The following is a 24,102-nucleotide window of genomic DNA, read 5'->3' as shown; positions in this document are numbered from 1 at the left end:
CCCCTCATCTCACCTACGCACCAAGGGAGTTCCCGTGAAGAACGCAGGAGAGCTGTCGCGGCGTCAGATGCTGGCCGCCGCGGGCTTCATCGGTCTCGCCACCCTCACCGGCTGCGGCAGCGGCGACGAGGGCGGCGACTCCAAGGACCTGACCAAGAAGCAGAACGGCGCGATGAAGGACTACCAGGCCGGCCAGCAGTTCAAGGCCGCCAAGGCACTGTCCTTCTCGATGCTGCACAACGACAACCCGGTGTACCCCCTCAAGAACAGCTGGCTGTTCTGGAAGGAGGTCACCAAGCGTACCGGGATCACTATCAAGCCCCTCGACGTCCCGCTGGCCGACTACGAGAAGAAGCGCAGCGTCCTCATCGGCTCGGGCGACGCCCCGTTCATCATCCCGAAGACCTACCACCCCGGCGAGGTCGCCTTCGTGTCCTCGGGCGCGATCCTCCCGGTCAGCAAGTACGTCGACCTGATGCCCAACTTCCGGGACAAGGTCAAGAAGTGGAACCTGGAGCCCGAACTCGACTCCATCCGCCAGTCCGACGGCGAGTACTACCTCCTGCCGGGCCTGCACGAGAAGCCCAAGTCCGGCTACTCGCTGTCCTTCCGCACGGACATCCTCGACAAGCACGGACTGACCCTCCCCACGACCTGGGACGAGGTGTACGACGTCCTCAAGGCGCTCAAGGCGGAGTACCCCGACAAATACCCGTGGACCGACCGCTGGAGCACCAACACCCCGTTCCCGTGCGGCGCGTTGTTCCGCTATCTCGGCCAGGCGTACGGCGTCAAGGCGGGCTGGACGTACGACAACCTCAGCTTCGACACCAAGGCGCAGAAGTTCGTCTTCACCGCGACCCAGGACGCCTACCGGCAGATGGTGGAGTACCTCAGAAAGCTCGTCTCCGAGAAGCTCCTCGACCCGGAGAGCTTCACCCAGCAGGACGACCAGGCCGTGCAGAAGCTGCTCGCGGAGAAGTCGTACGTGATCAGCGCCAACCCGCAGGAGCTGGTGCAGAACTACCGTTACAACCTGAACAAGCAGGTCAAGGGCGCGAAGATCGAGATGGTCCCGGTGCCCCTCGGCCCGGCGGGGCCGGTCCTGCTGAGCGGCATCCGGCTGGAGAACGGCATCATGATCTCCAGCAAGGCCCTCAAGAGCGACACCTTCGTCGCGATGATGCAGTTCGTGGACTGGCTCTGGTACTCCGACGAGGGCCAGAAGTTCTGCAAGTGGGGTGTCGAGGGCGTCACTTACACCGAGTCCGGCGGCAAGTACACGCTGGAGCCCGGCATTTCGCTGATGGGATCCGACCCGGACGCCCCCAAGGACCTCCAGAAGGACTACGGCTTCTTCAACGGCGTGTTCACCTACGGCGGCAGCTGGGAGCTGGTCTCCTCCACCTTCAGCCCGGACGAGAAGAAGTTCGAGGACGCCATGTCCCAGCGCAAGGAACTCCCCGTCGACCCGGCCCACCCGCTCCAGTCCTTCGAGCAGGAACAGGCGACCCTCTGGGACACCCCGCTCAAGGACACCGCCATCCAGAACACCCTCCAGTTCGTCCTCGGCAAGCGCCCGATGTCCGACTGGGACGCGCACCTCGCCGAGTTGAAGGCGAAGAACATGGATCAGCTCGTCGACCTGCACAACAAGGCGTACGAACGGTTCAAGAAGGAGAACGCGTGATCCTCCGCGTCCCCGCCGAGCCCTCCGGCCGACTCTCCGACGCCTGGCGCCACTGCGTCGGCACCGGCCGGACCGAACTCGCCCTGCGCCGCGACTACCAGGACTCACTGAAGCTCCTCCAGCGTGACATCGGATTCCGGTACATCCGGGGACACGGGCTGCTGAGCGACGGCATGGGGGTGTACCGGCCCTACGAATGGCAGGGCACCCGGCACGTCCGGCACTCCTTCACGTACGTCGACCAGGTCATCGACGCCTACCTGGAGCTCGGCATCCGGCCGTTCCTCGAACTCGGCTTCATGCCCGAGGAGTTGGCGTCGGGGGCACAGACGATCTTCTGGTGGCGCGGCAATGTCACCCCACCGCGTTCGCACAAGGAGTGGGCGGCGTTAGTCAAGGCGACCCTCACCCATCTCGTCGACCGCTACGGCCTGGACGAGGTACGCACCTGGCCCATCGAGGTGTGGAACGAGCCCAACCTGCCCGACTTCTGGGAGGGCGCGGACGAGAAGGCGTACCACCGGCTGTACGAGGTGACCGCGGCCGCGGTGAAGGAAGTGGACCCGGAGCTCCAGGTCGGCGGCCCCGCGATCTCACCCGGAGCGGACGAGTGGCTGGACCGCTTCGCGGAGTTCGCCGAACAGCGCGATGTCCCGGTCGACTTCGTGTCCAAGCACGCCTACACCTCGGGCCCCGCCCAGCACGTCCCCTTCGGTGTCCACCAGACGCTGGCGCCCGCGCGGCACCTCCTGGACCAGTTCGCCACGCCCCGCGAGCGGCTGAAGGGCACACGGCTGGCCGAACTCCCGGTCCACATCACCGAGTTCAATTCCTCCTACCGCCCGGACAACCCGGTCCACGACACCGCCTTCCACGCGGCCTACCTGGCACCCGTCCTCGCGAGCGGCGGCGACCACGTCGACTCCTTCTCGTACTGGACCTTCAGCGACATGTTCGAGGAGGCCGGACCGCCGACCGCGCTCTTCCACGGCGGCTTCGGCCTGCTCACCCACCGACAGGTGCGGAAACCGACGTACCACCTCTACGCCTTCATGGCCCGCATGGGCCCCGACCTCCTCACCCGCGGCGCCGACCACCTGGTCACCCGGCACCCCGACGGCCGGGTGACCGTCCTCGCCTGGGCCCCGGTCGACGCGAGCGGCGAGACACCGGGTCCCGAGCGGCACAGGCTGCGCCTGTCCGTGCCGGTGCGGGGCGCGCGGGAGGCGTTCGTACGACGGTCCGTGGTCGACGAGGAGCACGGCAACGCCCGTACCGCCTGGCAGCGGATGGGCAGCCCGCGCTCGCCCGAGCCGCACCAGATCGACGTACTCCACGAGGCGTCCGAGCCCGGCCGACAGCACCTTCGGCTGCCGGTGACGGACGAACGGACCGAACTGGACCTGACGTTGGCCCGGCACGAGGTCACCCTGGTCGAGGTGAGCCCGGTCGTGGAGGAAGCACCGGAGTGGTGGGACGAGCGCCGGCTGCTCGGAAGGGAGTCCCGGTGAGCACCCCCGTCACCTTCGGACAGGGCTCCCTCTCCCGAGCCGCGGCCCTCGTCCACACCCTCGTCACCGTCGAGGCCCTCCTGCTCATCGCCGCCTCGCCGGGCCTGGCCGCGCTGCTTCTCATCGGCCCCGACCCCGCCAACCTCCCCCTCGCCGCCGTATGCCTGCTGCCCCTCGGCCCGGCGACGGCCGCCGCCCTGTACGCCCTCCACCACCGCGACCGCGACCTCGCCGACCTCCACCCGGCCCGGACCTACTGGCGCGGCTGGCGCCTCAACGCGCTTCCGTCGCTCAGGCTGTGGGCCCCGCTGCTGGCCTGGCTCACGGTGATCGCCTTCACGCTCACCCATTTCTCCGCCACCGGCCTGCCCGGCTGGTGGGCGGTGCTGCTCGCGGCGATCGGTGCCGCCTCCCTCCTCTGGGGCGCGCACGCGCTGGTGCTCACCGCTCTCTTCGCCTTTCGCGCGAGGGACACCGCCCGCCTCGCCGCGTACTTCCTGTTCCGGCGCGGCCGCGCCACCCTCGGCGCCGCCTCGCTGCTCGTCCTGACCGCCGCCGGGACCGCCGTACTGACCGAGGCCCTGCCCGCGCTGCTGGCCGCCCCGCTGCTGCTGTCCCTGCTGCACAGCAGCCGTCCGGTGATCGCCGAGACCCAGGAGGACTTCACCGTATGAGCCCGTCGAGCTCCAAGATCCCGTACGGCGGCGACTACAACCCCGAGCAGTGGCCGCAGGAGGTCTGGGACGAGGACCACCGCCTGTTCACCCGGGCAGGCATCGACACCCTCACCGTCGGCGTCTTCTCCTGGTCCCTCACCCAACCCGCCGAGGACACCTACGACTTCACGGTCCTCGACCGCATCCTCGACCGTGCGGCGGCCGAGGGCCGACAGGTCTGCCTGGCCACCGGCACGGCCGCCCTCCCGCCCTGGCTCGCGCGCCAGTACCCCGAGGTCAACCGCACCGACTTCGAGGGCCGTCGGCACCGCTACGGCCAGCGTCACAACTTCTGCCCCAGCTCAACGGCGTACCGCAGACTCGCCGCGGAGATGGCGGCGCGGCTCGCCGAACGGTACGCGGACCACCCGGCGTTGCTCGCCTGGCACATCAACAACGAGTACGGCGGGGTCTGTTACTGCGAGCTGTGCGCCGGGGCGTTCCGTGAGTGGCTGCGGGACAAGTACGTCACCCTGGACGCTCTCAACGACGCCTGGTGGACGACGTTCTGGTCGCACCGCTACACCGACTTCGGCGAGATCGAGCCGCCGAGCGCCCTCACTGAGCACTGGCGGGGCCCCGACCACACCGCCTTCCAGGGCATCACGCTCGACTACTTCCGCTTCACCACCGACGCACTGCTCGGCTGCTTCCTCGCCGAGAAGGAGGTGATCCGCGCCCATGATCCGGTCACCCCCGTCACGACCAACTTCATGGGTATGTTTCGCCCCCTCGACTACCACCGCTGGGCGCCCCATCTCGACTTCGCGTCCTGGGACAGCTACCCGCCCGTCGACGCCCCGCCGACCTGGCCCGCCCTGGCCCACGACCTGATGCGCGGACTCAAGGACGGCGCCCCCTTCTGGCTGATGGAGCAGACCCCGTCCACAACGGCCTGCCGTGACGTCAACCCCCTGCGCAGACCGGGGGAGTTGCGCCTGGCCACCTTCCAGGCGATCGCCCATGGCGCCGACGCGGCCCTCTACTTCCAGATGCGCGCCTCCCGCGGCGCCTGCGAGAAGTACCACGGCGCGGTCATCGGCCACGCGGGCCGCGACGACACCCGAGTGTTCGAGGAAGTGGCCGCGCTGGGCGAGGAGTTGGAGCTGCTCGGCGGCGCCTCCCTCGGCGCCCGCACCCCCGCCCGAACCGCCCTGCTCTTCGACTGGGACAGCTGGTGGGCCCTGGAGATCTCCGACGGCCCCTCGCGGCTGGTCAGGTACCAGGAGGTGGTGCACGCCTACTACCGCGCCGCCCGGGAGGCCGGCGCCGACGTGGACGTCGTCCCGCACACCGCCGACCTCACCTCGTACGACGTGGTCCTGGCCCCCGTCCTGCACATGGTCAAGGGCGACCTCGCCGCCCGCCTGGAAGCGGTGGCGGAACGCGGCGGTACGGTCCTGACCACCTTCCTCTCCGGCCGCGTCGACGAACACGACCGCGCCTTCCTCACCGACGTCCCCGGCCCCCTCGCCCCCCTCATGGGCATCCGGATCGACGAATGGGACTCCCGCGCACCGGAGTTCGCCCAGCCCGTCCCGGAGCTGGCGTCCGAGGGGCGGCTCGTCTTCGAGATCGTGCGGCTCCGAGGCGCCGAGACGGTCGCCACATACGGCACCGACTTCTACGCGGGGACTCCCGCCGTGACCCGCAACCACTACGGGCAGGGCGAGGGCTGGTACGTCGCCACCGCCCTCGACCAGCCCGGCGTCGACCAGGTGGTCCGCCGTGTCCTGTCCCGCCACGACCTGATCGGCCCGTATGCCGGGCACGAGGGCCTGGAGACCGCGACCAGGGTCGCCCCGGACGGCACCCGCCTGCTGTTCCTCCTCAACCACATGGCGGTGGCAGCCGAGTTGACGGTCCACGAGACGGCCACCGACCTGCTCACCGGGAAACAGACGGAGGCGGGCGCCCCACTCACCCTCGACCCCAGGGGCGTCGCGATCCTCCGCCGTCAGTAGACGGTCCGCCCTCGCTCGTCCGGCACCCCCGACTTCCGCAAGAAGTAACTGTTGACCTGATCGCGCCACTCGCGGGCACTGCGGAGCTGTTCCTCGAACCGCTCCGCGACCCGCGCGTGGCGCGCCGCGTCCACGAGGTCCGCCAGCGAGGCCCACACCTCCCGGGCCGCCTCCACCTCCTCCACACCCTCGAAGTGTGTGTCATAGATATGCTGGATCACCGTCTTGCCGCTCTTCAACATGTGCCCGTACGACACGTGGTGGAAGAACAGCAACAGCTCGTCGGGGCAGCTCTCGGTGGACTCGTACACCTCGGCCCACGGCTTGGCGTACTGCCCCGCGTACCCGGTCCCGCTCGCCACGCTCCGGTCGACACCGACGCCGTCGCGGTCCGCGAAGTGGTAGGTGCCCCAGGGGCTGTACTCGTACCCGTCGACGCTCGGCCCGTAGTGGTGCCCCGGCTGCACCATGAAGCCCACGCCCAGGGGAGCGGTGTACTTCTCGTACGTTCGCCATGATCCCGTCAACACTGCTCGCACCCCCGCCGCCGGTCCGTCTCCGAACGTGAGCCGGATCCATTCGTCGAGGACCTGATGCGGATCCGCACCGGGCTCCCAGGCCAGCCGCCCGAACGTGTACAGGTTGGCCTGGGCCAGCGGATGCCCGGTCCAGAACGGATCGTCGCCGACGTTGGACACGGCCACGAGCCCACCGCGAGCAAGGGCGCCGACCGACGTCTCCCCGGCGATCCCGAACCGCAGCACCTCGCTCCACATCGGCCCCAGCCAGCACACATGCCGCTGCTGCCCGGTGTACTCCTGCGTCGCCTGCAGCTCCACGGCCAGCCGCGTCCCCGGCATCGCCCCGATCAGCGGTGACACCGGCTCCCGTACCTGGAAGTCCATCGGCCCGTGCTTGACCTGGAGGACGGCGTTGTCGGCGAACTCCCCGTCCAGTGGCACGAAATGGTCGTACGCGGCCCGCGCCCGGTCCGTCGAGCGGTCCCGCCAGTCCTGGTGGTGGTCGTAGACGAAGGCCCGCCAGTGAACGGTGCCGCCATACGGCGCGAGCGCGGCGGCGAGCATGTTCGCGCCGTCCGCATGACTGCGCCCGTACGCGAACGGCCCCGGCTGCCCCTCCGAGTCGGCCTTCACCACGAACCCGCCGAAGTCGGGGATCACGGCGTACACCCGCGCGGCCGCCTCGTCCCACCAGGCCCGCACGGCCTCGTCGAGCGGATCGGCCGTCGCCAGCCCGCCCAGCACGACCGGCGAGGCGAAGGTCACCGACAGATGGGTGCGAATCCCGTACGGCCTCAACGCGCCCGCGATATCGGCCACTTCATGGAGGCGGTCGGTCAGCAGCCGCGCCTCCGCCGCGTGCACGTTGACGTTGTTCACGGCCACGGCGTTGATCCCGCAGGCCGCCAGCAGCCTGCCGTACGCCCGCACCCGCTCCAGGTCGGCGCGCGCCCGCCCGTCCTCCCAGAACAGCGACCCACCGGCGTACCCGCGCTCCACCTGGCCCATGACCGGATGCACGGCCACGTTGTCCCAGTGGTCGAGCATCCGGAGCGCCAACTCGGGGCGATGTGACTCGGGTTGGGCCTCGCCGAGGAACGCCGCCTCCCCGAGCCGGACGACGTGGAAGAGGCCGTACAGCAGCCCTCGCGCACCGGACGCGGTGACGGTCGTACACCCGTCACCGCGCGCATAGGTGAACCCCTCGGAGTCGTCGTCACCGGCCAGCTCCAACACCAGGTCGTGCGGGCCGAGTTCGCGCGACACGCTTCCGCCGAACCGCCGGCAGGCCTGCGCCACCTCCCCGTGCACCGTGTCCACCAGCGGACCCGAGCCGCGGATCAGCGTCCGCCGGGTGCCGATCGGCCGGAACGCACCGTCTGGCAGCCAGGCCGGATCGACACCCTGCATGAGACCCCCAACGCCCTTGCTCAGGCGAGCAGTTCGACTTCCGACACGACCGCCTCGCCGTCGAGCACCAGACGGTACTTCCCGTACGTACCCGGGGATCCCACGGTGAACGCCCGTGTCTGCCGGTCCCATGCGAAGGACTCCGCCGACCGCCGGTCGAGGGTCTTCCACGTGGTCCCGTCGTCCGATCCCTGGAGCGTCCAGCCGGTCGGTGCCTTCGTGTGGTCCGCGGCCGAGGTCACCGTGTACTGGATGCCCTTGACAGGTCCGGACACCGGCAGATCCACCGAGGTCACGGTGGCGTCCGTCGCCGAGGTGTTGTCGAACAGCGCCCCGTCACCGGCGAGCACGTCGGCGCGAGGTGTCGGTACCTCGTCGTCCTGGGTGATCGACACCGGGGCCGCGTTCTTCCCCGTGCCCCACTTCGAGGGCCGCGGACCCATGTCGAAGTCCAGGACGGCCCCCTGGGACAGCATCGAGTGCGGGAGCGAAGTCGACGTCCACGTATGGCCGTTGACCTTCAGGCCCTGCACATACACGTTCCGTGCGCTGTTCTTCGGCGCCCTGACCACCAGGTCCCGGCCGTTCTCCAGATGGACCGTCGCCTTGGTGAACAGCGGTGAGCCGACCGCGTATTCGCCGCTGCCCATCACCAACGGGTAGAAGCCCAGCGCCGAGAACAGGTACCAGGCCGACTGCTCGCCGTTGTCCTCGTCGCCGTGGTAGCCCTGGCCGATCTCGCTGCCGACGTACAGGCGCGAGAGCACCTCCCGGACGTTCTTCTGCGTCTTCCAGGGCTGCCCGGCCGCGTCGTACATGTAATTGACGTGGTGGGCGACCTGGTTGGAGTGCCCGTACATGCCCATCCGGACGTCCCGCGCCTCCGTCATCTCGTGGATGACACCGCCGTAGGAGCCGACGAAGTCCGGCGAGGCCGTCTCCGGGGTCGCGAAGTACTCGTCCAGCTTCTCCGCCAAGCCGCCGCGGCCGCCGTAGAGGTTGGCGAGACCCCGGCTGTCCTGCGGGGCGGTGAAGGCGTAGCCCCAGCCGTTGGTCTCGGTGTAGTCGTAGCCCCAGACGCGCGGGTCGTACTTCGAGGACTCGACGCGCCACTCACCCGTATCGCTGCGCCCCTGGAAGAAACCTGCCTTGGTGTCGAAGAGGTTCACATAGTCCCGGGCCCGGTTGAGGAAGTACTCCGACTCGTCCTTGTAGCGCTTGTCGCCGGTCTTCTTGTACAGCGCCTGGCCCATCCGCGCGATGCCGTAGTCGTTGAGATACCCCTCCAGCGCCCAGGACAGGCCCTCGTGGGTGTCGGTGCTCGTGTAGCCGAGGAAGGGCGAGGTCTCCATGCCCTTGCGGCCCACGCCCGACGAGGGCGGCACGACCGTGGCGTTCTTCAGGGCCGCGTCGTACGCCGACTTCGCGTCGAAGTCCACGCCCTTGACGTACGCGTCCGCGAAGGCGACGTCCGAGGAGGTGCCGGTCATCAGGTCCGCGTACCCGGGGGAGGACCAACGGGAGGTCCAGCCGCCGTCCTTGTACTGCTGGACGAACCCGTCGACCATCTCGCCCGCCTGAGAGGGCGTCAGCAGTGAGTACGCCGGCCAGGTGGTCCGATAGGTGTCCCAGAAGCCGTTGTTGACGTACACCTTGCCGTCCACGATCTTCGCGCCGGTGTGCGTAGGGGTGTCCGGACCCGGCATCGGAGAGAAGGGCGAGGCGTACTGGTACTTCGAACCCACCTTCTCGAAGCCCGAGTTGGGGTACAGGTACAGCCGGTACAGGCTGGAGTACAGCGTGGTCAGCTGGTCCTGCGTCGCACCCTCGACCTCGACCTTGCCGAGGATCCGGTCCCAGACGCGCTGGGCGCCGCGCTTGACCTCGTCGAAGGACGTTCCGTCCGGGATCTCCTGGCGCAGGTTGTCCTTCGCCTGGTCGAGGCTGATGAGCGAGGTGGCCAGCCGCAGGGTGACCGTCCGGTCGGACCCGGCGTCGAAGCGCATGTACCCCTTGACCCCGCTCGACGTGCCCTCCTGCACGGGCCGGTCGAAGACGCCGTACACGAACAGCCGGGTCGCCCCCGTCGACAGCCCGGACTTCACGTCCGAGTAGCCGCTGAAGGTCCCGTTCTCCTCGTCGAGCGTGAGCCCCGCCTGGTCCGTCACGTTGTCGAAGAGCACGCTCGCGTCGTCGCCGGGGAAGGTGAAGCGCAGGGTCGCCGCGTGGTCGGTGGGTGCCATCTCCGCCTTCAGCCCGTTCTCGAACCGCACCCCGTAGTAGTACGGCCGCGCGGTCTCGTTCTCGTGCCGGAAGGCCAGCTCCCGCGCGTCCCGGCCGGTGTCCGGGGTGTCGGCCGCGGCGGACGGCATCACCTGGAAGGTCTGCCGGTCACCCATCCACGGGCTCGGCTCATGGCTCGCGCTGAACGCCTGGATCGTCGGCAGGTTGTCGGCGTTGTTGGCCCGCGCGTAGTCGTAGAGCCAGCTCAGCGAGGACGCGTTGGTCACCGGCGTCCAGAAGTTGAAGCCGTGCGGCACGGCCGTCGCCGGGAAGTCGTTGCCGCGCGAGAAGCCGCCGCTGGAGTTGGTGCCGCGGGTCGTGAGCGCGTAGTCGGACAGATGCGTCTTGGGCTTCTCCGGCGCGGCCCGCTCCAGCGTCACGTCGTCCAGCCAGCCCCGGAACTTCGCCGGCCCGCTCGGGGAGTCGTACCCGAGGAGGATCCGGTCGACGGTCTTCCCGGCCGCGACCGACCCGATCCGTGACAGCACGTTGTTCCACTGGTTGACATAGAGCACCTTCGCGGCACCCTGTCCCTGCGGCGAGAGCGCGAATCCGTGCTGGTCACGCGCCCCGAGGTCGCTCAGGAAGGTGCCGTCGGTGAAGGCCGGGTCCACCGACACGTTCGTCGCGTCGTAGTCGCGGTCGCCATCGGCCATCGACGGGAAGATCCGGTACGACAGCCGGGTCAGCGGGTCGACCCTCACGTTCACGTCGAAGACCTTGTTGTACGAGTAGGCCCGCCCGTCGGCGATGTGCCGCCCGGCGTAACGCAGAGCCCTCTTTCCGGTGAACCCGGCGCCCGCCTTCGCGGTGGGCGATCCGCTCGGACCGCGGTCGACCAGCGAGAGCATGTCCGGCGGTACCGGCGCGTCGGCACCGCCCGTGGAGAACTGCACATCGGCCAGCTGGAGGATGCCCAAGGCGCCGTTGTTCCTCGTGATGTCCAGCCGGAAGTGCTGGTATTCGGCCGGATCCTGGATGTCGTACGACTTTGTCTGGAACCGCTCGTCGAACGACTCACCCGAGCGGGTGTCGAGGGTCTTCCAGTCCTTGCCGTCCGTGGAGCCCTTCAGGGTCCAGTCCCTGGGGTCGCGCTCGGCGAAGTCATTGGCCGAGGTCAGCGCGTAGGTCACCACCTTGAGCGGTTTGGCCAGGTCGAACTCGGCCCAGCCGGTGGGCTCGAAGGACAGCCACTTGGTGCCGGGCTCACCGTCGACCAGGTTCTCCTTCACCTCACCGCCGCCGGTGTTCTCCGCGCTCGCCCGGACGTCGGTGACCTGGTCGGTGACGTTGCCGGGGATGCCGGTGCGGTAGCCGCCGTCGACACCGGAGGCCTTACCGCCGTCGACGCTGCTGACCCAGTCGGGGGCCGGGTCACCCGCCTCGAACGAGGAGGAGAACCCCAGGTCGGCCGGGGCGGGAGCGTCGGGCAGGGCGACCGCCGCGCCCTGCGAGCCCACTGTCACGCAAAAGGCGGCCGTGATCACGACCGCCGTACTCCGTCTGAGCCGAGTTCTGTACCGAGCCATCGGCGAGTACCCTCCCTGCACGAGGACGGACAACGTTGTCACCAATTCCGTGCAAGGATCAGTAGTGGCCCAAGTGCACAGTGATGTCAAGGGTGTTGGCTGCGGCATTCGGGGCCTTTGTCGCGGATTTTTCCGGCAAGCTTCGCACAGGGCGCTCATATTTCCGCGAGGTCTCAACTCGGAAAAGACCCATGACCAACCTTGCATTCGATCTTGCTCCGCCGACCGGAAGTGGACTATACCTGTCGGCAATTCACTCCTCCTGCACGAACCTCCTGCACGAACCTGCTTGACCTGACCGCGGTGCCGGGGAGGATCCGGTTCACCGCCTGAGTCCTGGAGAAGGCGAGGACTTGAGCATGGGATCCACTTCCGCAGACAGTCACGGTGAACACGGTGTCGGCCGCCGAGATCTGATCAAGCGGTCCGCCGCACTCGGACTGGCCGCCGTTCCCGCGACCGGTTTTCTGTCCGCCTGCGCCAGCGGCGGGGGCGACGATTCGAGCGACGACAGCACCAAGGGCGCCACGTCGAAGGAGAACCCCTTCGGCGCGGCGAAGGGCGGCAAGCTCGACGTCGTGATCTTCAAGGGCGGCTATGGCGACGACTACGCCAAGGCTTGGGAGGCCGACTTCCAGAAGAAGCTCGGGATCACCTCCACCCACACCGGCACCCAGGAGATCACCGGAAAGCTGCAACCGCGGTTCAACGCGGGCAACCCGCCGGACATCGTCGACGACTCAGGCGCTCAGCAGATCAAGGTCGACGTCCTCTACAAGAACGGGCAGCTGCTCGACCTCGCCGAGGTCCTGGACGCACCCGCGGTCGACGACCCGAGCAAGAAGGTCCGCGACCTCATCATCCCCGGCACCCTCGACGCGGGGCTCCAGGGCGGCAAGGTCGTCGCCCTCAACTACATCTACACCGTCTGGGGCCTGTGGTACTCCGGCAAGCTCTTCAAGGAGAAGGGCTGGGAGGAGCCCAAGACCTGGGACGACTTCCTCGCCGTCTGTCAGGACGCCAAGAAGCAGGGCATCGGCGGCCTCGCCCACCAGGGCAAGTACCCGTACTACATCAACGTCGCCATCATGGACCTGATCGCCAAGAAGGGCGGTCTGGACGCCATGAAGGCGATCGACAACCTGGACCCGAAGGCCTTCGTCGGCTCGGATGCGGCCGAGGCCGGCGTCGAGGCGATCTACGAGGTCGTGGAGAAGGGCCTGTTGATGCCGGGCACCAACGGCCTGACCCACACCGAGTCCCAGACCCGCTGGAACCAGTACAAGGCCGCTTTCATCACCTGCGGCTCCTGGCTGGAGAACGAACAGCTGAAGCAGACGCCGTCAGACTTCGACATGAAGTTCATGCCGATGCCGCTGCTGCCCGACAGCGCGCTGCCCTTCGAGGCGATCCGGGCCGGCTCCGGGGAGCCCTTCATCATCCCGGCGAAGGCCAAGAACCTGCCGGGTGCCAAGGAGTTCATGCGGCGCATGCTCTCCAAGGAGTGGTCGACCCTCTTCGCCAAGGAGGCCAACTCCCTCACCATCCTCAAGGACGGCGTCGATCCGGGCGTCAAGCTGCGGCCGGGCACCCAGTCCACCGTCGAGGCCTCGAAGGCGGCCGGTGACGACACCTTCCGTTACCTGTACACCGAGTGGTACAGCGAGATGGGCGCCGCCATCGAGGCAGCGTCCAACGAGCTGATGGCCAAGCGCATCCAGCCGAAGGAGTGGCTCAAGCGGGCCCAAGCCGCGGTCGACAAGCAGGCCAAGGACCCGGCCTCCAAGAAGAACCACCGGGACTGACCGCAACGCCGTTTCCCGGGCCGGAGCGCTCCGGCCCGGGGGAGGACACCAGGGGCAGGAATCGCCAATGCGCAAAGGGCAGTACAGGTTTGTCGCGGGATTTCTCTTCGTTCCCGTGACGCTCTACGTGATCTTCGTGATCTGGCCGTATGTCCAGACGTTCGGCTATTCGCTGACCGACTGGAAAGGGCAGTCGCAGACGTTCAAGTTCATCGGTCTGGACAACTACAAGGCGCTGATCCAGGACGATGTCTTCGTGCAGGCCATCTGGCACAACATCCTGTTCCTGATCTTCATCCCGGTGATCACCATTCTGCTCTCCCTGTTCTTCGCGTTCATGCTGAACGCGGGCGGGCGCAGCAAGGCCGGCGGGGTGCGCGGAGTCGCCGGATCGCAGATTTACAAAGTCGTGTACTTCTTTCCCCAGGTGCTGTCGCTGGCGATCGTCGCCGTGCTGTTCAACGCGGTGTACCGCAGTGACAGCGGCGGTCTGCTCAACGGATTCCTGATCAAACTCGGGCTGGTCGACGCCGAGAACCCCATGGAATGGCTCAACGAGCCCAACCTGGTGCTGTGGATGCTGCTCATCGCCGTGGTGTGGCACGGGGTCGGCTTCTACCTGGTGCTGTTTTCGGCGGCCATGCAGTCCATCCCGAAGGACATCTACGAGGCCGCGCTCATCGACGGCGCGGGCCGCAACCAGTCCTTCTTCCGCATCACCCTGCCGCTGCTCTGGGACACCGTGCAGACCGCCTGGGTCTATCTGGGCATCGTCGCGATGGACATGTTCGTGCTGGTCTCGTCGATGACCCAGAACATGGGCGCCTACGGCGGCGGCCCCGACCATCACAGCGACGTGATGTCGACGGTGATGATGCGCAACTTCCAGTATTTCGGCAAGAGCGGATACGCCTGCGCGATGGGCGTCGTCATGCTGCTGCTCACCCTGGTCCTGTCCGTGGTCATGCTGCGTGCCACCCGCCGCGACCGCGTCGAGTTCTGAGCGGGAGAGATACGACGATGAGCGCACCCATCAAGGAGACCGCGGCCGTCCCGGCGCAGCGGGCCACGGGCACGGCCCCGGCCCGCGACAGCGAGCGCAGCGAGGGCGTCGTCCTGAACGTCTTCTCGCACGGCTTCCTCGCGCTGTGGGCCCTGCTGATCGTGCTGCCACTGCTGTGGCTGGTGCTCAGCTCCTTCAAGACCGACGCCCAGATCGGCGGTTCGGCCTTCGGCTGGCCACAGAACTGGTCCCTCGACGTCTTCGGACGGGCCTGGGACAAGGGCATCGGCGACTACTTCCTGAACACCGTCATCGTGCTGGTCTTCTCGGTGCCGCTGACGATGCTGCTCGGCTCCATGGCCGCCTACGTCCTGGCCCGCTACCAGTTCTGGGGCAACAGGTTCCTGTACTTCTTCTTCGTCGCGGGCGCGATGTTCCCGGTGTTCCTGGCCCTGGTCCCGCTGTTCTTCATGGTGAAACGGCTGGACATGTTGAACACCTACCAGGGGCTGATCCTGGTGTATGTCGCCTACTCGATGCCGTTCACGGTGTTCTTCATGCACGCGTTCTTCCGGACGCTGCCCACGGCGGTCTTCGAGGCCGCGGTCCTCGACGGCGCCTCGCACACCCGGACCTTCTTCCAGGTGATGCTGCCGATGGCGAAGCCGGGACTGATCAGCGTCGGCATCTTCAACACTCTGGGCCAGTGGAACCAGTTCATCCTGCCGACGGTGCTGATGCAGCCGCAGAGCGGCGACGATCCGGAGCGCTATGTGCTCACCCAGGGCCTCATCCAGCTCCAGCAGCAGACGGGGTACGCCTCGGACCTTCCGGTGCTCTTCGCGGGGGTGACCATCGCGATGATCCCCATGCTGGTGGTGTACCTGTCCTTCCAGCGTCAGGTACAGGCGGGCCTCACCTCGGCGACCCTGAAGTAGCGCTCCGCGAGCGCACGCAAGCGCACCGTTCCCGGTCCCGGTGACGGTGCGCTCACGCGTGCCCTACGCCCCGGATACTGTTCAACCTCTTGACGGGAGGCGACCCGAACGGCTCAGCTTAGAGTTCACTAGTTGGACATAGACGGGGCCTCATCGATGCGGTCCCGCGCGCAGGAGGTCGTCGTGGAGACTCCGGGGTCGCAGTCGTCGCTGCACCGAGCCAACCTGGAACGGGTCGTACGTGCCGTCCGGCTGGCCGGGTCGCTCACGCAGGCAGAGATCGCGCGGACCACGGGACTGTCCGCGGCAACCGTCTCCAACATCGTCCGCGAGCTCAAGGACGGCGGAACCGTCGAGGTCACGCCGACTTCGGCGGGTGGCAGGCGGGCCCGTGCGGTCTCGCTGAGCGGTGACGCCGGCATCGTCATAGGGGTGGACTTCGGGCACACCCATCTGCGTGTCGCGGTCGGGAACCTCGCCCACCAGGTGCTCGCCGAGGAGTCCGAACCGCTGGACGTGGACGCCTCCTCCACTCAGGGCTTCGACCGGGCGGAGCAGCTGGTCAACCGGCTGATCGAGGCGACCGGAGTGGACCGCTCCAAGATCGCCGGGGTGGGCCTCGGTGTCCCCGGCCCGATCGACCTGGAATCCGGCTCCCTGGGCTCCTCCGCCATCCTGCCGGGCTGGATCGGCACCAAGCCTGCCGAGGAGCTCCAGGGGCGCCTCGGCGTGCCCGTGCACGTGGACAACGACGCCAACCTCGGTGCCCTCGGTGAGCTGGTCTGGGGCAGCGGCCGGGGGGTCAGGGACCTGGCGTACATCAAGGTCGCGAGCGGTGTGGGCGCCGGGCTGGTCATCAGCGGCAAGATCTACCGGGGCCCGGGTGGCACAGCGGGAGAAATCGGGCATATTACTCTTGATGAGTCCGGCCCCGTCTGCCGTTGTGGCAACCGCGGCTGTCTGGAGACCTTCGCGGCCGCGCGCTATGTGCTCCCGCTGCTCCAGTCCAGCCACGGCACCGACCTGACCATGGAAGGCGTTGTTCGACTCGCACGGGACGGAGATCCTGGCTGTCGTCGGGTGATCGCCGACGTCGGCCGACACATCGGCAGTGGAGTCGCCAATCTCTGCAACTTGCTCAACCCGAGCCGAGTGGTCCTGGGCGGTGATCTCGCCGAGGCCGGTGAGCTGGTGCTCGGGCCGATCAGGGAGTCCGTCGGCCGCTATGCGATCCCCAGTGCGGCACGTCAACTGTCCGTGCTTCCAGGGGCACTTGGAGGTCGCGCGGAGGTGCTCGGAGCACTCGCCCTCGCCCTCAGCGAGATGGGTGATTCGACCCTTTTGGACAGCACGCTGCATGCGGCGGCACCTGCGTTCACTTAGATAACGCAGGAGGTCGTTGCCATCTCGTTAAGTATTTACTTCTTGACGTCGCACGTGTGGCCGAGTTGACTTCCAGCCACCTCGGCCGCAACGACGCGGCCTCGTCAGGGAGGTTTCAAAAGTGAACACGCTCATGCGTCGTGTGGCCGTATCCGTCGCGATCTCGGCGCTCGCCGTCTCTGCGGCGGCCTGTGGCAAGGCCGGCGACGACGACAACGCCAGCGACAGCAGCAGCTCCGGCTCGGGCGGCAAGTCGATCGGCCTGCTCCTGCCCGACAACGTCACCGCGCGGTACGAGAAGTTCGACAAGCCGTACTTCGAGGCGAAGGTCAAGGAGCTGTGCAGCGACTGCACCGTCTCCTACGCCAACGCCGCGGCCGACCCGGCCAAGCAGGCCCAGCAGATGAGCAGCATGGTCACCAAGGGCGTCAAGGTGATCGTGGTCTCGGCGCAGGACTCGGCCGCCATCAAGTCCTCCATCGCGTCCGCGGTGAGCAAGGGCGTCAAGGTCGTCGCGTACGACCGTCTGGCCCAGGGCCCGGTCTCCGCGTACGTCTCCTTCGACAACGTCAAGGTCGGCGAGCTGCAGGGTCAGGCCCTGCTGGACGCGCTCGGCTCCAAGGCGACCACCAAGTCGAAGGTCGTCATGATCAACGGTGACGACGCCGACCCGAACGCCGCGCAGTTCAAGGAAGGCGCGCACAAGGTCCTCGACGGCAAGGTCGACATCGCCTACGAGCAGTCCGGCCTCTGGAAGGACACCGTCGCGGCGCAGAAGATGTCCGCCGCCATCACCCAGCTGGGCGCCAAGAACATCGCGGGCGTCTACGCCGCCAACGACGGCATGGCCGGTGGTATCGCCAACACCCTCAAGGGCGCAGGTATCAGCACCATCCCGCTGACCGGTCAGGACGCCGAGCTCGCCGCCATCCAGCGGATCGTCGCCGGTACCCAGTCCGCCACGGTCTACAAGGCCTACAAGCCGGAGGCCGACAACGCCGCCGAGCTCGCGGTCAACCTGCTCCAGGGCAAGGACATCAAGTCCCTGGCCGACACCGAGGTCACCAGCGGCTCCGGCGACAAGGTCCAGGCGAAGCTGCTGACCCCGGTCTCGGTGACCGTGAAGAACATCAACGACACGGTCGTCAAGGACGGTCTGTACACCGTCGCCCAGATCTGCACCGCGGACTACGCCGCCAAGTGCAAGACGGCCGGCCTGCAGTAATCCGCCTGAGCCTCGGGGCGCGTCCTTTCCACGGACCCGCCCCGACGGCAGGCACAGAGCCTGTCCGGTGCCCGCACCGCCTTCATACCCCGCTGCGGGGCGGGCACCGGACGGAAGCATGGCGGACGCTGCCGTTGCCAAGAGGCATCGGCCGCGCGCATGTTCGACTAGTAAATCGGTGCTTACGGCACAACTCGTCAGTCGAGTGCTACGAGCTGAGTGTCGCGAGCACAACCCCTCCGCGCCTTACCCCAAGCGCGGCATCCCCGCCGGTCAGGCGGCGAAGGAGATGGTTCACGTGTCCGCTACGCCCGTGTTGGCGTTGCGCGGAGTTTCCAAGCGATTCGGTGCGGTGCAGGCCCTCACCGATGTCGAGCTGGAGGTCCACGCCGGAGAAGTGGTCGCCCTGGTCGGCGACAACGGCGCCGGAAAGTCCACGCTGGTCAAGACGATCGCCGGTGTGCATCCCATCGATGAGGGTGTCATCGAGTGGAACGGCAAGCCGGTCAGCATCAACAAGCCGCACGACGCCCAGGGACTCGGCGTCGCGACGGTCTACCAGGACCTCGCGCTGTGCGACAACCTCGATGTCGTCGGCAACCTCTTCCTCGGGCGTGAGTTGCTGCACCGCGGCATCATCGACGAGGTCACGATGGAGCAGCGGGCCCGCGAACTGCTGGACACGCTCTCCATCCGCATCCCGAGCGTGCGCATCCCGATCGCGAGCCTCTCCGGAGGCCAGCGCCAGGTCGTGGCCATCGCGCGAGCGCTGGTCGGCGACCCCAAGCTCGTCATCCTCGACGAGCCCACCGCCGCTCTCGGCGTCGAGCAGACCGCACAGGTCCTCGACCTGGTCGAGCGGCTGCGCGAGCGCGACCTCGCCGTCATCCTCATCAGCCACAACATGGCCGACGTCAAGGCCGTGGCCGACACCGTCGCCGTGCTGCGGCTGGGCAGGAACAACGGAGCCTTCCCGGTGAAGGACACCAGTCAGGAAGAAATCATCTCCGCGATCACGGGTGCCACGGACAACGCCGTCACCCGTCGTGCGGGACGTCGCAACGCGGAGGCGGCAAAGTGAGCGACACATCGAAGGTTTCCAAGGCGGACGCGGCGAGGGAAGGTCAGAAGACCGTCGCCCCCGCCGACGACCCCACCGCAGCGCCGGTCTCGGTCGTCGACCCCCGGCTGCTGGTCCGCGAAGAGGGCTTCAAGGGCTACCTGACCGAGTTCACGCGCAAGGTCAAGGGCGGTGAGCTGGGCTCGCTGCCCGTGGTCATCGGCCTGATCGTCATCTGGGCGATCTTCCAGCTCCAGAACGACCGCTTCCTGAGCGCCGACAACCTCTCCAACATCAGCTACTACCTGTCGGCCACCGGCATGATCGCCATCGGCCTGGTGTTCGTGCTGCTGCTCGGCGAGATCGACCTGTCGGTCGGTTCCGTCAGCGGCCTGGCCTCCACCCTGTTCGCCGTGTGGGTGGTCCAACACGGCATGAACGTCTGGCTGGCGCTGGTCCTTGCGGTCCTCTGCGGTATCGCCGTCGGCGCGCTGCACGGCTGGTTCTTCGCCAAGATCGGTGTACCGGCGTTCGTCGTCACGCTGGCGGGTCTCCTCGGCTGGAACGGTCTGATGCTGTGGCTGCTGGGCTCCAGCGGCACCATCAACATCCCGTCCGACTCGGGTCCGATCCACCTGTTCGGCCAGAGCTCGTTCTTCATGAACCAGGCCATCATCGGCGCGTACCTGCTGGCCGGCCTCGCTGTCGTGCTGACGCTCGTCGGCAACCTCAACGAGCAGCGCCGCCGCAAGGCCGCGGGCGTGCCCTTCCGGCCGACCGGCGAAATCCTGGTGCGCGTCGGCGCGCTCGCCGTCGCGTCCTTCGTGGCCGCCGCCGTGCTCAACGACTCGGCCGGTGTCTCCAACTCGCTGGTGATCTTCCTGGCGGCACTCGTGGTCGTCGACTTCGTGCTCCGCCGCACCACGTACGGCCGTAAGGTCTTCGCGGTGGGTGGCGGCATCGAGGCCGCGCGCCGTGCCGGTATCAACGTGCCGATGGTCCGGATCACCGTCTTCGCCATCTCCGGCGGCTTCGCCGCGATCGGCGGTATGTTCTTCGCCGGCCAGACCGCGAGCGCGACGCTCAGCGCCGGTGCCGGCAACACCCTGATGCTCGCCATCGCGGCGGCCGTCATCGGCGGTACGAGCCTCTTCGGCGGCCGCGGTTCGGTGTGGTCCGCCCTCCTGGGCATGCTGGTCATCCAGTCCATCACGACCGGTCTGGACCTGCTGAACATGAACGCCTCGATCCAGTACATGATCACCGGTGGCGTGCTGCTCGGCGCGGTCGTCATCGACTCCGTGTCGCGCAGGTCCCAGAAGGCCGCGGGTCGCGGATAACGCCGTAGGCGCCCTTCGGGGAAGATCCACTTGCCCGGCACCCACAAGGTGCCGGGCAAGTCTGCTGTCGGAGAACATTAGACTCGACACGCCCGGCAAAGCTCGATCAGCTCTACTGCAAGGAGGCACGGGTGCCGCTGCTGACCCGTATCAGGGGACCGCGTGATCTGGACCGGCTCAGCCTTGAGGAGCTGGACCAGTTGGCGGAGGAGATCCGCAGCTTCCTCGTCGGCGCCGTCTCCAAGACCGGCGGCCATCTGGGGCCCAACCTCGGTGTGGTCGAGCTGACCATCGCGCTGCACCGGGTCTTCGACTCGCCCAAGGACCGGGTGCTTTTCGACACAGGGCACCAGTCGTATGTGCACAAGCTGCTCACCGGGCGCCACGACTTCTCGAAGCTGCGCTCCAAGGGCGGCCTGTCCGGCTACCCCTCGCGCGCCGAGTCCGAGCACGACGTGATCGAGAACAGCCACGCCTCGACCGTTCTCGGCTGGGCCGACGGGCTCGCGAAAGCCAACCAGGTGCTCAAACGGGACGACCATGTCGTCGCCGTGATCGGTGACGGTGCCCTGACCGGCGGTATGGCCTGGGAGGCGCTCAACAACATCGCCGACGCCAAGGACCGGCCGCTGGTCATCGTCGTCAACGACAACGAGCGGTCGTACGCGCCGACCATCGGCGGCCTCGCCAACCACCTCGCCACCCTGCGCACCACCGACGGCTACGAGCGTTTCCTGGCCCGCGGCAAGGACCTCCTGGAGCGCACCCCCGTCGTCGGCCGACCGCTGTACGAGACCCTGCACGGCGCCAAGAAGGGCCTCAAGGACTTCATCGCGCCCCAGGGCATGTTCGAGGACCTCGGCCTGAAGTACGTCGGCCCCATCGACGGCCACGACATCGAGGCGCTGGAGTCGGCGCTGGCCCGCGCCAAGCGGTTCGGCGGCCCGGTGATCGTGCACTGCCTCACCGAGAAGGGCCGCGGCTACGAACCCGCCGAGCAGGACGAGGCCGACCGCTTCCACGGCATCGGCCCCATCCACCCGGACACCGGCCTGCCCATCAAGGCCTCCGCCGCCAGCTGGACCTCCGTCTTCGGCGACGAGATGGTCAAGCTGGGCCGGGAGCGGGACGACATCGTCGCTATCACCGCCGCCATGCTCCAGCCGGTCGGCCTGAAGAAGTTCGCGGACACCTTCCCGGACCGCATCTACGACGTCGGCATCGCCGAGCAGCACGCCGCCGTCTCCGCGGCCGGCCTCGCGACCGGCGGACTGCACCCCGTCTTCGCCGTCTACGCCACCTTCCTCAACCGCGCCTTCGACCAGGTCCTCATGGACGTCGCCCTGCACAGGTGCGGGGTGACCTTCGTACTCGACCGGGCCGGCGTCACCGGCGACGACGGCGCCTCCCACAACGGCATGTGGGACATGTCGATGCTCCAGATCGTCCCGACGCTCCGGCTCGCCGCCCCGCGCGACGCCGAGCAGCTCCGCGCCCAGCTGCGCGAGGCCGTCGAGGTCAAGGACGCGCCGACCGTGCTGCGCTACTCCAAGGGCGTCGTCGGCCCCGCCGTACCCGCCGTGGGCACCGTCGGCGGCATGGACGTGCTGCGCAAGCCGGGGACGGACACGCCCGACGTGCTCCTCGTCTCCGTCGGCGCCCTGGCACCCATGTGCCTGGAGATCGCCGTGCTCCTCGACAAGCAGGGCATCTCCACCACCGTCGTCGACCCGCGCTGGGTCAAGCCGGTCGACGAGGCCATGGCCCCCCTCGCGGAGCGGCACCGCGTGGTCGTCACCGTCGAGGACAACTCCCGTGTCGGCGGCGTCGGCTCGGCGATCGCACAGGTCCTGCGCGACGCGGGCGTCGACCTCCCGCTGCGCGACTTCGGCATCCCGCCGCGCTTCCTCGACCACGCCTCCCGCGCCGAGATCATGGCGGAGATCGGGCTGACCGCGCCCGACATCGCCCGCCAGGTCACGGGCCTGGTCTCCAAGCTGGACGGCCGGTACGACACGGCCCCGGCCGAGGCCGAGCCCGCGCGCGACTGAACACACCCGTACGGGCCGGTCACACCACTCTTGACAGTGGTGTGACCGGCCCATTCGCGTGAATCCGCCCGTGCCGGGGCATACGACCTACGCCCCCTCTCGATCATGTCGAGGACGACACAGCGTGGGAGGTACCCGTGAGCAGCACCCTCTTCCGGACGAAGAAGGTCGAACAGTCCATCCTCGATACCGAGGAGCCAGAGCACGCGCTCAAGAAATCCTTGTCCGCGCTGGATCTGACGGTCTTCGGCGTCGGCGTCATCATCGGCACCGGCATCTTCGTCCTGACCGGCACCGTCGCCAAGAACAACGCAGGGCCGGCGGTCGCCCTGGCCTTCGTGGTCGCCGGCGTCGTCTGCGCCCTCGCCGCGCTCTGCTACGCCGAGTTCGCCTCCACCGTCCCGGTGGCGGGATCGGCGTACACCTTCTCCTACGCCTCCCTCGGCGAACTGCCCGCCTGGATCATCGGCTGGGACCTCGTCCTGGAGTTCGCGCTCGGCACCGCGGTGGTCGCCGTCGGCTGGTCCGGCTACATCGCCTCGTTGCTCGACAACGCGGGCATTCACCTGCCGGAGGCGCTCAGTGGCCGGGACGGCGCCGACGGCTTCGGCTTCGACATCCTCGCCGCCGCGCTCGTCCTGGTGCTCACCGGCATCCTGGTGCTCGGCACCAAGCTCTCCGCGCGGGTCACCTCCATCGTCGTCGCCATCAAGGTCACGGTCGTCCTGACCGTGATCGTCGCGGGCGCCTTCTTCATCAAGGGCGACAACTACGACCCGTTCATCCCGAAGTCCCAGCCGGTCGACGCGGGCGGTGACCTCCAAGCCCCGCTCATCCAGCTGATGTTCGGCTGGGCCCCGTCCAACTTCGGTGTGATGGGCATCTTCACGGCCGCCTCGGTCGTCTTCTTCGCCTTCATCGGCTTCGACGTCGTCGCCACGGCGGCGGAGGAGACGCGCAACCCGCAGCGCGACATGCCGCGCGGCATCCTGGGCTCGTTGCTGATCTGCACGACCCTCTACGTCGCCGTGTCGATCGTCGTGACCGGCATGCAGAAGTACACCGACCTCTCCATCACGGCCCCGCTCGCGGACGCCTTCAAGGCCACCGGACACCCCTGGTTCGCGGGCTTCATCAGCTTCGGCGCCGCGGTCGGACTGACGACGGTCTGCATGATCCTGCTCCTGGGCCAGACCCGGGTGTTCTTCGCGATGAGCCGCGACGGACTGCTGCCCACGTTCTTCTCCCACGTCCACCCGAAGTTCCGGACCCCGCACCGCCCGACCATCCTGCTCGGCGTGATCATCGCGATCGTCGCCGGCTTCACGCCGCTCAGCGAACTCGCCGAACTGGTCAACATCGGCACGCTGTTCGCGTTCGTGGTGGTCGCCATCGGCGTGGTCATCCTGCGCAGGTCCCGCCCCGACCTGCCCCGCGCCTTCCGTACCCCATGGGTCCCGGTCATCCCCATCCTGTCGGTCCTCGCCTCGCTCTGGCTGATGCTCAACCTGCCGGCGGAGACGTGGTTGCGGTTCGCGATCTGGATGGTGATCGGGTTCGCCGTGTACTTCCTGTACGGCCGGACACACAGCCGCCTCAACCAGCGGACCGAGCCGGAGTAACCCCTCGGGGTTCGTTGTCGGCTGCGGGCCGTGGGGGCTGGTCGCGCAGTT

Annotated in this window: 15 protein-coding genes; 13 read left to right on the top strand and 2 right to left on the bottom strand. The window is 68.0% G+C overall.

Annotation, left to right across the window (positions count from 1 at the left end):
• Positions 1-34: 34 nt before the first annotated feature.
• From ACI2L1_RS14370 to ACI2L1_RS14355, 4 genes are read left to right on the top strand one after another with little or no spacing between them, the layout of a single operon-like run.
• Positions 35-1,690: an extracellular solute-binding protein gene (locus ACI2L1_RS14370; RefSeq protein WP_404739641.1), complete on the top strand. Its 1,656-nt coding sequence runs from the start codon at positions 35-37 to the stop codon at positions 1,688-1,690.
• Complete coding sequence (locus tag ACI2L1_RS14365) at positions 1,690-3,201, top strand: xylan 1,4-beta-xylosidase (RefSeq protein WP_404739712.1); 1,512 nt, start codon at positions 1,690-1,692, stop codon at positions 3,199-3,201. Before ACI2L1_RS14370 ends, ACI2L1_RS14365 begins: the two co-directional genes overlap by 1 nt.
• Positions 3,198-3,875: a hypothetical protein gene (locus ACI2L1_RS14360; protein ID WP_404739640.1), complete on the top strand. Its 678-nt coding sequence runs from the start codon at positions 3,198-3,200 to the stop codon at positions 3,873-3,875. The genes ACI2L1_RS14365 and ACI2L1_RS14360 overlap by 4 nt, the downstream gene beginning before the upstream one ends.
• Positions 3,872-5,881, top strand: a complete 2,010-nt coding sequence (locus ACI2L1_RS14355) for a beta-galactosidase (RefSeq protein WP_404739639.1) — start codon at positions 3,872-3,874, stop codon at positions 5,879-5,881. The genes ACI2L1_RS14360 and ACI2L1_RS14355 overlap by 4 nt, the downstream gene beginning before the upstream one ends.
• Here the strand turns inward: ACI2L1_RS14355 and ACI2L1_RS14350 are convergent.
• Entirely contained in the window at positions 5,875-7,812 is a 1,938-nt protein-coding gene (locus tag ACI2L1_RS14350) for an alpha-glucuronidase (protein WP_404739638.1), read from the bottom strand. The genes ACI2L1_RS14355 and ACI2L1_RS14350 overlap by 7 nt on opposite strands.
• A gap of 20 nt (positions 7,813-7,832) precedes the next feature.
• A complete protein-coding gene (locus ACI2L1_RS14345) occupies positions 7,833-11,561 on the bottom strand; it encodes a GH92 family glycosyl hydrolase (protein WP_404739637.1) in 3,729 nt (1,242 codons plus the stop codon).
• Positions 11,562-11,983: 422 nt separating this feature from the next.
• On the opposite strand from ACI2L1_RS14345, the gene ngcE reads away from it, so the two are divergent.
• From ngcE to ACI2L1_RS14300, 9 genes are all read left to right on the top strand, one after another.
• The gene (gene ngcE, locus ACI2L1_RS14340) at positions 11,984-13,429 is read left to right on the top strand and encodes an N-acetylglucosamine/diacetylchitobiose ABC transporter substrate-binding protein (protein ID WP_404739636.1); all 1,446 of its coding nucleotides are present in this window, start codon (positions 11,984-11,986) and stop codon (positions 13,427-13,429) included.
• Positions 13,430-13,496: 67 nt separating this feature from the next.
• Positions 13,497-14,432, top strand: coding sequence for a carbohydrate ABC transporter permease (locus ACI2L1_RS14335; RefSeq protein WP_404739635.1), 936 nt, complete (start codon positions 13,497-13,499; stop codon positions 14,430-14,432).
• A gap of 17 nt (positions 14,433-14,449) precedes the next feature.
• Entirely contained in the window at positions 14,450-15,370 is a 921-nt protein-coding gene (locus ACI2L1_RS14330) for a carbohydrate ABC transporter permease (protein WP_404739634.1), read from the top strand.
• A 183-nt stretch (positions 15,371-15,553) separates the two neighbouring features.
• Complete coding sequence (locus ACI2L1_RS14325; protein ID WP_404739711.1) at positions 15,554-16,753, top strand: ROK family protein; 1,200 nt, start codon at positions 15,554-15,556, stop codon at positions 16,751-16,753.
• A gap of 133 nt (positions 16,754-16,886) precedes the next feature.
• On the top strand, positions 16,887-17,978 hold the full coding sequence (locus tag ACI2L1_RS14320) for a sugar ABC transporter substrate-binding protein (protein ID WP_404739710.1): 1,092 nt from the start codon (positions 16,887-16,889) through the stop codon (positions 17,976-17,978).
• Positions 17,979-18,267: 289 nt separating this feature from the next.
• The gene (locus tag ACI2L1_RS14315; RefSeq protein WP_404739633.1) at positions 18,268-19,059 is read left to right on the top strand and encodes an ATP-binding cassette domain-containing protein; all 792 of its coding nucleotides are present in this window, start codon (positions 18,268-18,270) and stop codon (positions 19,057-19,059) included.
• Positions 19,056-20,378, top strand: a complete 1,323-nt coding sequence (locus tag ACI2L1_RS14310; RefSeq protein ID WP_404739632.1) for a sugar ABC transporter permease — start codon at positions 19,056-19,058, stop codon at positions 20,376-20,378. Before ACI2L1_RS14315 ends, ACI2L1_RS14310 begins: the two co-directional genes overlap by 4 nt.
• Positions 20,379-20,509: 131 nt before the next feature.
• Entirely contained in the window at positions 20,510-22,429 is a 1,920-nt protein-coding gene (dxs, locus tag ACI2L1_RS14305) for a 1-deoxy-D-xylulose-5-phosphate synthase (protein ID WP_404739631.1), read from the top strand.
• A gap of 137 nt (positions 22,430-22,566) precedes the next feature.
• Positions 22,567-24,051, top strand: a complete 1,485-nt coding sequence (locus ACI2L1_RS14300) for an amino acid permease (RefSeq protein WP_404739630.1) — start codon at positions 22,567-22,569, stop codon at positions 24,049-24,051.
• The last annotated feature ends 51 nt before the right edge of the window (positions 24,052-24,102 follow it).

The organism is Streptomyces sp. NPDC019531 (genome assembly GCF_044903305.1).
Taxonomy (GTDB): Bacteria; Actinomycetota; Actinomycetes; order Streptomycetales; family Streptomycetaceae; genus Streptomyces.
This window is presented reverse-complemented; position numbering and strand designations above follow the sequence as displayed.